This is a genomic window from Mesorhizobium sp. CO1-1-8, from assembly GCF_020164875.1.
In the GTDB taxonomy this organism is placed as follows: domain Bacteria; phylum Pseudomonadota; class Alphaproteobacteria; order Rhizobiales; family Rhizobiaceae; genus Mesorhizobium.
Genome location: NZ_JAIUGZ010000014.1, coordinates 74709 through 88602 on the forward strand (window position 1 = coordinate 74709; position 13894 = coordinate 88602).

The following is a 13894-nucleotide window of genomic DNA, read 5'->3' on the forward strand; positions in this document are numbered from 1 at the left end:
CAGAGGTGACGGCGTGAGCCAGACATCGCATACGCCGACGGCCGGGGGTGATCATCCCCGGCCGTCAGGTGCCGTGCAGAGGCCGCAGCGGCGCCTGCGCCTTGCCGCCTATCCATCGCTGCTGGCGATGCCGGCCCTGCTCCTGCTTATCGCGGCTATGGGCTATCCCTTGCTGACCGTCACGCTGCGCAGTTTTTCGGACCCGGCCTGGGGCCTGCAGAACTATGTCTGGTTCTTTTCCACGCCGGTGAACGTCACCGTCCTGTGGCGCACCTTTTCTATCGCCGCCTGGGTCACCATCGTCTGCGTGATCGCAGCCTATCCCTATGCCTATCTCATGACGGCCGTCGGGCCGCGCCTGCGGCTGGTCCTCATCCTGTGCGTTTTGGTGCCATTCTGGGTCAGCGGCGTGGTGCGCACCCTGGCCTGGGTCATCCTGCTGCAGGATTCCGGCATAATCAATTCGGTCATCAGGCTGTTCGGCTTTGACGGCGTGAAGCTGATCCGCACGCAGACCGGCGTGGTCATCGGCATGGCGCAGGTGCTGCTGCCGTTCATGATCCTGCCGCTCTATTCGGTCATGCGCGGCATCGATCTGCGCCTCGTGCAGGCGGCGCGCAGCCTCGGTGCGCGCCCGGCACGCGCCTTCCTGCAGATCTATCTGCCGCTGTCGCTGCCCGGCGTTTTCGCCGGCGCCATCATCGTCTTCATCCTGTCGCTCGGCTTCTACATTACGCCGGCCCTGCTCGGCGGCCCGCGCAGCACCATGCTGTCGACGCTGGTGCAGAGCCAGGTACTCAGCCTGCTCAACTGGGGCCGCGGCGGCGCTATGGGCGTCGTGCTGCTGGTCGCGACCTTCGTGCTTCTGGCGCTCGCCGCCCCGCTGATGCGCCAGCGCCACAAGCAGGCGTCCAGATCATGAGACTGGCACCATTCCGCATTCTGCTCGGCCTGTTCTGCCTGCTGGTCGCCGTGTGGCTGGTGATGCCGACGCTGGTCATCATCCCGATGTCGTTCAACGAGAAGAAGTCGCTTGCCTTCCCGCCCTCCGGCTTCTCCTGGCAATGGTACGAGAATTTCTTCACCAACCCAGATTGGCTGTCGAGCTTCTTCAATTCGCTCAGGGTCGCGGGCCTCGTCGCCGTCGCCGCCACGCTGATCGGCACGCTGGCCGCACTCGGCCTGAGCCGCATGAAACACTCCGGCGCCGGCCTGCTGCGTGCCATCCTGATCACGCCGATGATCGTGCCCGGCGTGGTGCTGGCGATCGGCATCTATGCCGTCTACCTCGACTACCAGCTGGTCGGCACCACCACCGGCTTCGTCATCGCGCACACGATGCTGGCGATCCCTTTCGTCATCATCGCCGTATCGGCAAGCCTCGAAGTCTTCGACGTGCGGCTGGAGACGGCGGCGGCTAGCCTCGGCGCCGATCGCTTCACCGCCTTCCGCACCGTGACCTTGCCGCTGATCGCGCCCGGCATCCTGTCCGGGCTTTTGTTTGCCTTCGTCACCTCCTTCGATGAAATCATCGTCGCGCTGTTCATCACCAGCCCGTATTTGAAGACCTTGCCCGTGCAGATCTTCACCAGCATCACCCGCGACGCAGACCCGACGGTGACGGCCGTCGGAACCATCATCTTCATTGCCACGACGCTGATCATCAGCGCGGGGCTGATCATCAGCTCGAAATCGACGAGGAGTTGAGATGACTGCGAGGGAACGTGGCGCGGCCATCGACATCAAGGGGGCAATCAAGCGCTACGGCAATTTCACCGCGCTCGCCGATGTCAGCCTGCATATCGAGCCGGGCGAGTTCATGACGCTGCTGGGGCCTAGCGGCTCCGGCAAGACCACCACGCTCAACGTCGTTGCGGGCTTCACCGACCTCACATCAGGCGATCTTGCCGTCGGCGGCAAAAGCATCGTCGCCCTGCCGGCGCACAAGCGCAACATCGGCGTCGTCTTCCAGCACTACGCGCTGTTTCCGCACATGACTGTCGGCAAGAACGTCGCCTATCCCCTCACCTTGCGCGGCATGGACAAGCAGGCGCGCGACCGTCTCGTCGTACGCGCGCTGGACATGGTCAAGATGGCCGACTTCGCGCATCGCTATCCCTCAGAGCTCTCAGGCGGCCAGCAGCAGCGCGTGGCGCTGGCGCGCGCCATCGTGTTCGATCCGCCGCTGCTGTTGATGGACGAGCCGCTCGGCGCGCTCGACAAGAAACTGCGCGAATGGCTGCAGCTGGAAATCAAGCGCATCCACCGCGAACTCGGCACCACTTTTGTCTATGTCACGCATGACCAGGAAGAGGCGCTGGTCCTGTCCGACCGCATCGCCGTCTTCAACCAGGGACGCATCGAACAGGTCGGAACCGGCCGCCAGCTCTACGACGAGCCGACGACCTTGTTCGTAGCCAAGTTCATCGGCGAATCGACCAGCCTGCGCGGGGAGGCCCAGACGTCCGGAAACGAGACCAGCCTGACGATCGCCGGTCAGAAGATCGTGGCCAACGGCAAGCTTGCCGGCGGCTGCAATCCGGTGCTCCTGCTGCGCCCGGAAAAGCTTTCGCTTGCCGGGACCAACACGCCGCCCGCTGCCGGACAGAACAGCCTCACCGGTGAGGTCAGCGAAGCGATCTATCTGGGATCGGGTTCGAAATACCAGGTGACGCTTCGCGATGGCTCGGTCGCCATCGTGCGCTCGTCGCTGGAAGCCACACCGTTCTCGATTGGTGACACGGTCGATCTGCGCTGGTCGGTCGTCGATGCAAAACTTCTTGCCGACGACGATCGCGCCGACATGACGATGACCTGATCGCTCCTTTCCCCGCAGGATTTTTAGACATGGACGCCAAAGTCAACGGCAACGTCTCGTTCTGGTATGCAGACATTGGTCTGCCGGCCTATCGCGCCCCGCTCCCGGGCGACCTCGAAGCCGATGTCTGCATCGTCGGCGCCGGCTACACCGGGCTGTGGACGGCCTACTATCTCAAGCAGGCCGATCCATCGATCCGCATCGCCATCGTCGAGCGGGAGTTCGCCGGCTTCGGCGCGTCGGGCCGCAATGGCGGCTGGCTGTCCGGCGGCTTCAGCTGGTCGCGCGAGAAATATCTGCAGACCTCGACGCGCGGCGCCGTCATCGACATGGAAACCGCCATGCATGGCACGGTCGACGAAGTGATCGCGGTGACCGAGGCCGAAGGCATCGATGCCGACATCCGCCGTGTCGACAATCTGACGGTTGCCACCAACCCGCCGCAGCTCGAACGGATCAAGGCCGCCTATGCCGATGCGATCGGTTGGAGCGTGCCGCAGGACCGCGTCAGCCTGATCGGCCGGGCAGAGGCCAAGGCCCGCATCAACATCAAAAATGTGCTTGGCGGTTACATCCACCACGGCACCGCGCGCGTGCAGCCGGCCAAGCTGGTGCGCGGCCTGTCCGAAGCCGTCGAACGGCTTGGCGTGCCGATCTACGAACAGACCACCGTGACCGGCATCGAGAAGGGCAAGGTCACGACGAACCGCGGCACCGTGCGCGCGCCGATCATCATCCGTGCCACCGAAGGGTTCACGGCCGGCATATCAGGCAATGAGCGGCTCTGGTTGCCGCTCAACAGCGCGCAGATCATCACCGAGCCGCTGCCGCAATCCTTATGGGACGAGATCGGCTGGCAAGGCCATGAGCTTCTGGGCGATGCAGCGCATGCCTATTGCTATGCCCAGCGCACGAGGGAAGGCCGCATCACCATGGGCGGACGCGGCGTACCCTATCGCTACGGATCGCAAACGGATGTGCGCGGCCAGACGCAGCAGGCGACCATCGAGAGCCTGCATGCCATCCTCACCCGGCTGCTGCCGCAGACAGCCAGGCTTCGCATCGACCACGCCTGGTGCGGCGTGCTTGGCGTGCCGCGCGACTGGTGCACGACATCAGGCCTCGACCTTGAAACCGGCATCGGCTGGGCCGGCGGCTATGTCGGGCTCGGCGTCTCGAGTTCGAACCTTTCAGGCCGCACGCTGCGCGACCTCATCCTGCGCCGCGACACCGAACTGACCCGCCTGCCCTGGGTCAACCGAAAGGTCAGCAAGTGGGAACCAGAGCCCATGCGCTGGCTCGGTGTCCACTCGATGTATCAGCTCTACCGCGTCGCCGACGAGCGCGAGGAAGCCGGCCTCCAGCACACGTCGAAACTGGCCGCGATCGCCGACCGCATCACCGGGCATTGAGCCTCGGAGCGATTCCAAATCCTTCTGCATTTTCAGTGCCTGCCCGGAGACCGCCATGACCGACTTCCAGACCTTCGCCCACCTCGCCTCCATCGATCTCGGCGAGCCCGAGCCCAAGCCGACCTCCATCAGCGGCGATCAGCTCGAAGCGTCGAAGACGCTGTGGACCTCGCCGGACGGCACGCTGGAAGTTGGCGTCTGGGAGTGCACATCAGGCCGCTTCACGGCCTCGCGCGACAGCAATTCCGAAACCTGCCACATCGTCTCGGGCCGCGTCTCGCTGCATGGTCCCGATGGCCGCAGCGAGGACGTCGGCCCGGGCGAAATGCTGGTGCTGCCGAAAGGCTGGAAAGGCGAATGGACGATCCACGAGAAGACGCGGAAGCTCTATATCATGCACTTCGAGGCGTGATCTGGCTGGAACAGCCGCTACTCGTCGTCTGAACGATTGCCCTCAGTGACAACAGGCTTGCCTTCTATCACCTGCCGCAAGGCGTCGTTGATGCGATCCTGCCAGCCGGGTCCATCCTCTTGGAAGTGGTCCAGCACGGCGCGGTCGATCCGGATCGAAACAAGCTCCCTGACGCCTGGAGCGGCGGAGGGCTCACGAACTGGAGCCGCCGGCTTCTTCACCGGCTTGAAAGCCGCCTCGGCGGCCGTCATCGGATTTGTCGGTCGGCGGGGAGGATTTGCCATTGGGTGACCCTGACTGAAGACGATTCGTGCTCGACACTGCAAGCTTGCACCACCATAGCCCAACCAGCGCCGTCGCGCAGGCCCTTTGATGGGCAATCACTCGGCTGCTTGAAGGCTCTGTGCGTCGACGATGATCCTGATCTCGGCGCGGCAGGAGCCGCAATTCGTGCCGGCATGCAGGGCCGCGCCGATTGCCGCGACGCTGCCGCAGCCGCCGCGCACCGCTTCCGCGATCTGGTTAGCGCCGACGCCGAAGCAGGAGCAGACGATGGCGCCGCGATCGACGTCGATCCCGCCCGGCCGCCCGGCCACAATCGCCAGCCTGCCGCGCCGGTCGACATGATCGGCGCTCAACTGTTCCGCCGCCCAGCCGCGCGACACGGCCACCGGGCCGGGTGCGACGAACAAGGCCGCGGACAGTTGATCCCCGTGGAAGGCGGCGATGCGATGCTGGCCGGCGTCGCGGTCGTGATAGGCAAGCATTTCCGCGCCCGGTGACGCGCCGGACAGCGACCCGGCAAAGCTGGCCCAGTCGATCTGGTCGTCGGCAAAGGCCAGTTCGACCCGCCAGCCGCCCTTGCATTTGGCCACGGCCCAGTAGGCTGCGGTATCAGGCGCCGGTCTCTGCCGCGTCACAGCAAAACCGAAGGCCTTTGCGGTGAATTTCTCAATACGGGCAGCGACATGTTTCAGCGCCGGCTGGCCGGAAATCGGATCGGTGAGCGGCGCGGTCAGCGTGTCGAGCCGGCCCCTTGCCGCAAACTGATCGGTCCAATGCATCGGCGCAAACAGGCTGCCCTGGCGCTGGCGCGCCGTCACCAACGCACGCACCAGCACGTCGCCGCGCGGACTGGAAACGCGTGCGATGTCGGCGTCGCCGATGCCGAAGCGCTGCGCATCCGCCGGGTGGATTTCGACGAAGGGTTCGGCGATGTGCTGCGAAAGCCGCGGGCTTTTCCCCGTCCGCGTCATGGTGTGCCAATGGTCGCGGATACGGCCGGTGTTGAGGATCAGCGGATAGTCGGGGCTGGTGCGAACTTCCGTGGTCGGGCGGATGGCGATGAAGCGCGCTTTGCGGTCGGGCGTGTAGAAATTACCGTTGGCGAAGAAGCGAACCGGTTGACGCCCAGCCTGGACACCCCCCTCTGGCCTGCCGGCCATCTCCCCCGCAAGGGGGGAGATCGGCAATTTTGGCGACGACACCTCGCTTCTACCGTTGGTGCCTGGCGAAGGCCGTGATGACAGCCGATCTCCCCCCTTGCGGGGGAGATGGCCGGCAGGCCAGAGGGGGGTGACTGGGCTCGGCGCCGGCCATTGGAAAGGCCTCAATGCGTCGTAGTCTTCTCCAACAATCCGAGCATAAGCACCAATATCGAAATCCCGCACGCCGTCATTCTCGAACCCCGACAGCGCGGCGTGCTCGGCGAACACCTCCGCCGGCGACGCATAGGAAAACGCCTCGCCAAACCCCATCCGCTTGCCCACCTCGGCGACAATCCGCCAGTCGGGCCTTGCCTCGCCGGGCACGGGCAAAAAAGCGCGCTGGCGTGAGATACGGCGCTCGGAATTGGTGACGGTGCCGTCCTTCTCGCCCCAGGCGGCGGCGGGCAGCCGGACATGGGCGTGGCGGACGGTGTCGGTCTGGGCCAACACGTCTGACACCACGACGAACGGGCACGCCTTGATCGCCGCTTCGACGGCGCCGGCATCCGGCATCGAATCGACCGGGTTGGTGGCCATGATCCACAGCGCCTTGATGCGGCCGTCGGCCAACGCCTGGAACATCTCGACTGCCTTCAGGCCGGGCTTCTGCGCGATACCAGGTGCGTTCCAGAAGCGCTGCACACGGTCGCGATGGTCGGGGTTTTCGATCTCCATATGGGCGGCCAGCATGTTGGCCATGCCGCCGACCTCGCGTCCGCCCATGGCGTTTGGCTGGCCTGTCACCGAGAACGGCCCTGCCCCGGGCTTGCCAATGCGGCCTGTGGCCAGATGGCAGTTGATGACGGCGTTGACCTTGTCGGTGCCCGAAGACGATTGGTTCACCCCCTGGCTGTAGACGGTCACTGTCTTGGCCGTCGCCGCAAACAGGCTGTAGAAACGGCCAAGCTCGTCCTCGCTCAGGCCTGTGGCGGCGGCAACGCTGGCCAGGTCGAGCGCCGATGCAGCGAAAAGCGCCTGCCCGAAGCCGGTGGTGTGCGTCGTGATGTAGGCACGGTCGACCGCATTGTGCTGGCCGAGCCAGGCGAGCAGGCCGGTGAACAAAGCGACATCGCCATCCGGCGCGATCGCCAGGTGCATGTCGGCAATGTCAGCGGTCATGGGGCGGCGCGGATCGACCAGCACGATCTTCATGTCAGGCCGCTTTTCCCGGGCCGCGGCGATGCGCTGGTAGAGCACGGGATGGCACCAGGCGAGATTGGAGCCGACCAGCACGATCAGGTCGGCAAGCTCCAGGTCTTCGTAATTTCCCGGCACGGTGTCGGCGCCGAAGGCGCGGCGGTGGCCAGCGACCGAGGAGGCCATGCACAGCCGCGAATTGGTGTCGATGTTGGCTGAGCCGACAAAGCCCTTCATCAGCTTGTTGGCGACGTAATAGTCCTCGGTCAGCAACTGGCCGGAGACGTAGAAGGCGACCGCATCCGGGCCGTGCTCGGCGATGGTTTGCGAGAAGGTCGAGGCGACGAGGTCGAGCGCCTCGTCCCAGCCGGCGCGGCGGCCGTGGATCTCCGGATGGAGCAGCCTGCCGTCGAGGTCAATGGTCTCGGCCAGTGCCGAGCCCTTGGAGCAGAGCCGGCCGAAATTGGCCGGGTGGTCGGGGGGGGCGCGGACGGACACCTGCCCGTCCGCGGCGACCTTCGCCAGCACGCCGCAGCCCACCCCGCAATAGGGGCAGGTGGTCCTCACCTCGCGCGCTTCGTCGATCTCCATGAGTTCAGGCCGCGCGGCTGGCCAGCGCTTCCAGCGCAATGAACAGACGCTCGCTTTCGACCCGCACCGGAATGGTGCGCACCGCGCCCTCGTCGGCGCCGAGCGCCTTGCCCGTCTCCAGCGAAATCACCCAATTGTGCAAGGGGCAGGTCACCGCCGTGCCGTGCACGATGCCCTGGCTGAGCGGTCCGCCTCTGTGCGGGCATTGGTCGTCGATGGCGTAGACCTGATCGTCCTGGGTGCGGAAGACCGCGATTTTCCCCTCGGGCGTTGCGACGCAGCGCGCGCCGCGGCGGGGGATGTCGGAGATGGAGCCGATTGATACCCAGTTCATCTAGATTTCCTTTTTGCGCGTGTTCTTGACCGAAAACCGGTTTCCACTTTTCGGGAACACGCGCTCACTCCGCCGCCTGCGCAAACCCGACCGAGGCCATCGGCCGGAATTCGTGCTTGTCCTTGCCGGAAACGCGTTCCGACCACGGGTCGACCTGGGCGAATTTTTGGCTGAAGACGAAGCGCTCGTAGAAGGCCTTGCGCTTCTCGCCATCCTCCATGATCTGGCGCTTGATCTCGGGGATGCCGATGCGCTTGGCCCATTTGTAGATGCGCTCGAGATAGCGGCCCTGCTCGCGGTACATCTGCGTCAGCGCCACGATATGCTCCAGCGCCTCGTCCTCGGTCCTGACCAGGCCGAGCACCTCGGTGCCCTTGATGTCGAGGCCGGCTGCCCCCGCGAAATGGATCTCGTAGCCGGAGTCGACGCAGATGACACCGACATCCTTGCAGGTCGCCTCGGCGCAGTTGCGGGGACAGCCCGACACCGCCATCTTGACCTTGGCCGGCGTCCACGAGCCCCACATGAATTTTTCGATGCGGACGCCGAAGCCCGTCGAATCTTGCGTGCCGAAGCGGCACCAGTCCGAGCCGACGCAGGTCTTCACCGTGCGCAGGCCCTTGGCATAGGCGTGGCCGGAGACGAAGCCGGCTTGGCCGAGATCGGCCCACACCGCCGGCAGGTCCTCCTTGCGGATGCCGAGCATGTCGATGCGCTGGCCGCCGGTGACCTTGACCATTGGGATCTCGAACTTGTCGACGACATCGGCGATGGCGCGCAGTTCGGCGGCATTGGTGACGCCGCCCCACATGCGCGGCACCACCGAATAGGTGCCATCCTTCTGGATGTTGGCATGAACGCGCTCGTTGATGAAGCGCGACTGGTAGTCGTCGGCGTAGTCGTCCGGCCAGTCGCAGACGAGATAGTAGTTCAGCGCCGGCCGGCATTTGGCGCAGCCGCAGGAGGTCGTCCACTCCAGTTCCTGCATGACGGCGGGAATAGTCTTCAGGCTCTTGGCCTTGATCAGCCGGCGCACCTCGTCATGGCCGAGGGTGGTGCAGGAGCACATCGGCTGCACGGCGGCGGGATTGTACGTGTCGCCGAGGGTCAGCACCATCAGTTTCTCGACCAGGCCCGTGCAGGAGCCGCAGGAGGCGGACGCCTTGGTATGGGCGCGCACATCGTCCAGCGAGGTCAGGCCCTTCCCCGTAATCGCGCCAGTGATCTTTCCCTTGCAAACGCCGTTGCAGCCGCAGATTTCCGCATCATCCGGCAAGGCTGCAACGGCCGCCATAGGGTCCAGCGGGGCACCCCCCTGGTAGGACTGGCCGAAGATGAGCGTATCGCGCATTTCGGAAATATCGGTCTGCTTCTTCTTCAGGTCGTTGAACCAGGCGCCGTCGGCCGTCTCGCCGTAGAGCACGGTGCCGATGATGCGGTCGTCCTTCAGGACAAGGCGCTTGTAGACGCCGGCCGCCGCATCGCGCAGCACGATTTCCTGGCGGTCCTCGCCCTCGGCGAAGTCGCCGAGCGAGAACAGGTCGATGCCGGTGACCTTGAGCTTGGTCGGCGTGTCCATATGGACGAAGGCCGCCGCTTCGTTGCCGGCAAGCTGGCTGGCTGTAACGCGCGCCATCTCGTAGAGCGGCGCGACGAGGCCATAGACCTGGCCGTTGACCTCGGCACATTCGCCGAGCGCGTAAATGTCGGGATCGTTGCTGCGCATGCCGGCGTCGACGACGATGCCCCTGTTAGCGGCAATGCCGGCCTGTTTGGCCAAAGCCGAATTCGGCCTGATGCCGACGGCCATGACCACCAGCGTCGCCGGGATGATGGTGCCGTCGGCCAGTTCCACCTGCCCCACCTTGCCGTTGCCAGTGATCGCCTGTGTGTTGGCCTTGGTGATGACCTTGATGCCGCGCTGCTCCACTGCACGCTGCAGCAGATAACCGGCGGCCGGATCGAGTTGGCGCTCCATGAGCGTCGGCATGACATGCAGCACGGTGACGTCCATGCCTTGCGCGTTGAGGCCCGCTGCCGCCTCCAGACCGAGCAGGCCGCCGCCGATGACCACCGCCTTGGCCCGCGACTGCGCGGCGAGCATCATCGCCTGCACATCGTCGAGATCGCGATAGGTCAGCACGCCCGGCAGGTCATGGCCGGGCACCGGAATGATGAACGGTACCGAGCCGGTGGCGATGACGAGCTTGTCGTAGGGTTCGGTGACGCCATGATCGGAGGTGACGGTCTTCGCCGCCCGGTCGATGGCGACGATCTTGTGGCCCTTGTAGAGGGTTATGTCGTTGGCGATGTACCAGCCGTCGCCGTGGATGATGATCTCCTCATAGGCCTTCTCGCCCGACAGCACCGGCGACAGCATGATGCGGTCGTAATTGACGCGCGGCTCGGCGTTGAAGATGGTGACGGTGTAGCGGCCCGGAGCCTGTTCCAGCAGGTGCTCCAGCATGCGCCCGGGGGCCATGCCATTGCCGATGATGACAAGTCTTTCGCTCATGGTGCTACTCCGCGGCTTCAACGAAGCGGTGGCGTTCGTAGAGGAACTTCAGCACCGCCTCGCGGCAGCGCAGGAAGGTCCGGTCGGAAGAGAGTTCGACGCGCCGGCGCGGCCGCGCCAGCGGCACGGCAAGCACCTCGCCGATGGTCGCCGCCGGGCCGTTGGTCATCATGACGATGCGGTCGGACAGCAGCACCGCCTCGTCGACATCATGGGTGATCATGATCGTCGTTGAGCCGAGCCTGGAATGGATGTCCATCACCGCGTCCTGCAGATGGGCACGCGTCAGCGCATCGAGCGCACCGAACGGCTCGTCGAGCAGCAGGATCTTCGGCTCCATCGCCAGCGCCCGGGCGATGCCGACGCGCTGCTTCATGCCGCCCGATATTTCAGCCGGGCGTTTATCCTTGGCATGCGCCATCTGCACGAGGTCGAGATTGCGCATGATCCAGTCATGCCGCTCAGCCTTGCTCTTGGTCCGGCCGAAGACCTTCGACACCGCCAGATTGATGTTTTCGTAGACGGTCAGCCACGGCAGCAGCGAATGGTTCTGGAACACCACGGCGCGTTCGGGACCGGGGCTGTCGACCTCCTTGTCCTCGAGCAGCACGGCGCCGGCGGACACCTTGGTCAGCCCGGCGATCAGGTTGAGCAAGGTCGACTTGCCGCAACCGGAATGGCCGATGATGGAGACGAATTCGCCCTTGTCGATGGTCAGCCGGATGTCCTTCAACACCTCGCTGACCTGGGCACCACGCGTGAAGGATTTGTCGATATGGTCGAGCTTCAGATAGGCCGTCATCGCCCCTCTCCTCACTTTGCCGCCGTGCCGCGGGTGACGAAGGCGCCGACTGCCGCGACCAGCCGGTCGAGGCAGAAGCCGGTGACGCCGATATAGGCAAGCGCGACGATGATGTCGGGCAGCCGCGACGAGTTCCACGCATCCCAGATGAAGAAGCCGATGCCGACGCCGCCGGTCAGCATTTCGGCGGCGACGATGGCGAGCCAGGACAAGCCGATGCCGATCCTCAAGCCGGTGAAGATGTAAGGCGCGGCGGCCGGCACCATGATTTTGACGAAGAATTCGAACTGGTTGAGCCGCAGGATGCGCGAGACGTTCCGGTAGTCCTCGGGAATGTTGCGCACGCCGACCGCGGTGTTGATGATGATTGGCCAGATCGACGTAATGAAGATGACGAAGATCGCTGACGGGCTGGAATCGCGGAACGCCGCTAGCGACAGCGGCAGCCAGGCCAGCGGCGGCACCGTGCGCAGGATCTGGAACACCGGGTCGAGGCCGCGCATCGCCCAGATCGACTGGCCGACCAGCGCGCCGAGAGCGACGCCGACGACCGCCGCCAGGCCGAAACCGATGGCAACGCGCTGCAGCGAGATCAGCACGCGCCATGCCAGCCCGATATCCTGCGGACCATTGTCGAAGAACGGATGCGCGATCAGATCGTAGGCCTCGTTCCACACCTGGGTCGGCGGCGGCAGGCTTGATGTCGGCGACGAACAGGCGATCTGCCAGACGACCAGCATCAGCGCGATGACGACGATGGGCGGCATCAGCGCGCTCGCCAGTTTGCCGGCGATGGCGAGCGGATCGAAGCGCCGCCGCGCCCTGGCGGTGAAGGCGATGACCGCTGCCGGCTTCGCAGGAAAGGCCTTCACCTTGGTGTCCTCGATAGTCTGGATCGACATGTCTGGGGAAAACTCCTTGGGGCAGGTAGTGATCGCAAGCGGCGCAGGGCGCCGCTTGCTGTTAGGCTACGCCGAGGCCTTGATCTTCAGGCTGTCGAGATAGGCGGACGGGTTGGCCGGATCGAAGATCTTGCCGTCGAAGAAGGTCTCGACGCCGCGCGACGACGACGCCGGAACGTCGGCTGCCGCGACGCCGAGATCCTTGGCCGCCTCGCGCCACAGATCCTCGCGGTTGACCTGGTCGACCAGCGCCTTGATGTCGGTGGTCGCCGCGAACTTTCCCCAGCGGATGTTCTCGGCGAGGAACCACGTATCGTGGCTCTTGAACGGATAGGAGACGCCGCCCTTCCAGAACTTCATGTAGAGATCGGTGCCGTTGGCGACGCGGCCATTGCCGTAGTTGATGTCGCCCTTGAGGCGACCGATGATGTCGGCGACGGGCACGTTCATCCATTGCCGCTTGCCGATGATGGCGGCCATCTCGTCCTTGTTCTCAGCAGCCTCGCACCATTGCTGCGCTTCCATGACGGCCATCAGGATCGCCTTGGTGGCGTTCGGGTATTTCTCGATGAATTCGGCGCGCAGGCCGAGCGCCTTTTCCGGATGACCCTTCCACAACTCGCCCGTCGTGGCGGCGGTGAAGCCGACGCCCTGGTGGACGAGTTGCTCGTTCCACGGCTCGCCGACGCAGAACACGTCCATGTTGCTGACCTTCATGTTGGCCACCATCTGCGGCGGTGGCACGACGATGGTCGAGACGTCCTTGTCGGGGTCGATGCCGCCGGCGGCCAGCCAGTAGCGCAGCCACAGATCATGGGTGCCGCCCGGGAAAGTCATGGCGGCCTTGATTTCCTTACCGGCCGCCTTCTTGGCGGCGAAGGCGTCTTTCAGCTTGGAGGCATCGAGGCCGACACCGGTGCCGGCATATTCCTGGGCGACCGAAATGCCTTGGCAGTCGTAGTTGAGCCGCGCCACGATCGCCATCGGCATCGGCTGGTTGTTCTGCGTCACCTTGCCGGTGTGCATGAGGTAAGGCAGCGGCGTCAGGATATGGGCGCCGTCGATGCCGTTGGCCGCACCGCCGAGCATCAGATTGTCGCGTGTCGCACCCCAGGAGGCCTGCTTGAGCACCTCGACATCGGGCATGCCGAACTTGGCGAACAGCCCCTTCTCCTTGGCGATCATCAGCGGTGCCGCATCGGTGAGCGCAATGAAGCCGAGCTTGGCGCCGGTGACCTCCGGAGTAGCGGTCGCAGCATAGGCGCCGGAAGGGAAAAGCTTGCGGGCCGCCACGAACAGTGCCGCCGTCATCGCGCTGCTGACCAGAAAATCGCGGCGCGTCATGTCTTTGAGAGTCGTTCCAGTCCTGATCCGTTTCGTCATCGTCGTCTCCGGTTGGGCGCGGCTTGGGATCCGCGTCGTCGATTGCGTGTTGATCAAAACAAAAAAGCCGCCAGCCAGGTCTTCGCGTCCGGGTGACCGGG

12 protein-coding genes are annotated in these 13894 nt (G+C 64.9%); 5 read left to right on the forward strand and 7 right to left on the reverse strand.

Features of this window, described 5'->3' with window-relative positions; translation table 11 throughout:
• Positions 1-13: 13 nt before the first annotated feature.
• The 5 genes from LB558_RS24745 to LB558_RS24765 are packed head-to-tail and all read left to right on the forward strand — an operon-like array spanning position 14 to position 4642.
• Entirely contained in the window at positions 14-922 is a 909-nt protein-coding gene (locus LB558_RS24745) for an ABC transporter permease (protein ID WP_224699951.1), read from the forward strand.
• On the forward strand, positions 919-1707 hold the full coding sequence (locus LB558_RS24750) for an ABC transporter permease (protein ID WP_127256040.1): 789 nt from the start codon (positions 919-921) through the stop codon (positions 1705-1707). The genes LB558_RS24745 and LB558_RS24750 overlap by 4 nt, the downstream gene beginning before the upstream one ends.
• 1 nt (position 1708) lies before the next feature.
• Positions 1709-2818: an ABC transporter ATP-binding protein gene (locus LB558_RS24755; RefSeq protein ID WP_224699952.1), complete on the forward strand. Its 1110-nt coding sequence runs from the start codon at positions 1709-1711 to the stop codon at positions 2816-2818.
• A 29-nt stretch (positions 2819-2847) separates the two neighbouring features.
• Positions 2848-4230, forward strand: a complete 1383-nt coding sequence (locus LB558_RS24760; protein ID WP_224699953.1) for an NAD(P)/FAD-dependent oxidoreductase — start codon at positions 2848-2850, stop codon at positions 4228-4230.
• Positions 4231-4285: 55 nt separating this feature from the next.
• On the forward strand, positions 4286-4642 hold the full coding sequence (locus LB558_RS24765; protein WP_224699954.1) for a cupin domain-containing protein: 357 nt from the start codon (positions 4286-4288) through the stop codon (positions 4640-4642).
• Between the two features lie 17 nt (positions 4643-4659).
• On the opposite strand, the gene LB558_RS24770 is transcribed toward LB558_RS24765, so the two are convergent.
• The 7 genes from LB558_RS24770 to LB558_RS24800 form a co-directional block, all read right to left on the reverse strand.
• Positions 4660-4926 carry a BrnA antitoxin family protein gene (locus tag LB558_RS24770; protein WP_224699955.1) on the reverse strand — a complete coding sequence of 89 codons (267 nt, stop codon included), beginning with the start codon at positions 4924-4926 and terminating at the stop codon, positions 4660-4662.
• A gap of 96 nt (positions 4927-5022) precedes the next feature.
• The gene (locus LB558_RS24775) at positions 5023-7857 is read right to left on the reverse strand and encodes a nitrate reductase (RefSeq protein WP_224699956.1); all 2835 of its coding nucleotides are present in this window, start codon (positions 7855-7857) and stop codon (positions 5023-5025) included.
• Between the two features lie 4 nt (positions 7858-7861).
• Positions 7862-8191: a nitrite reductase small subunit NirD gene (nirD, locus tag LB558_RS24780; protein ID WP_224699957.1), complete on the reverse strand. Its 330-nt coding sequence runs from the start codon at positions 8189-8191 to the stop codon at positions 7862-7864.
• A 64-nt stretch (positions 8192-8255) separates the two neighbouring features.
• Entirely contained in the window at positions 8256-10706 is a 2451-nt protein-coding gene (nirB, locus tag LB558_RS24785; protein WP_224699958.1) for a nitrite reductase large subunit NirB, read from the reverse strand.
• Between the two features lie 4 nt (positions 10707-10710).
• Positions 10711-11508 (reverse strand): ABC transporter ATP-binding protein, encoded by a 798-nt coding sequence (locus LB558_RS24790; RefSeq protein ID WP_224699959.1) that lies wholly within the window; start codon positions 11506-11508, stop codon positions 10711-10713.
• A gap of 11 nt (positions 11509-11519) precedes the next feature.
• Positions 11520-12410 carry a nitrate ABC transporter permease gene (gene ntrB, locus LB558_RS24795; protein WP_224699960.1) on the reverse strand — a complete coding sequence of 297 codons (891 nt, stop codon included), beginning with the start codon at positions 12408-12410 and terminating at the stop codon, positions 11520-11522.
• A 66-nt stretch (positions 12411-12476) separates the two neighbouring features.
• A complete protein-coding gene (locus LB558_RS24800) occupies positions 12477-13793 on the reverse strand; it encodes a CmpA/NrtA family ABC transporter substrate-binding protein (RefSeq protein ID WP_224699961.1) in 1317 nt (438 codons plus the stop codon).
• Positions 13794-13894 lie beyond the last annotated feature (101 nt).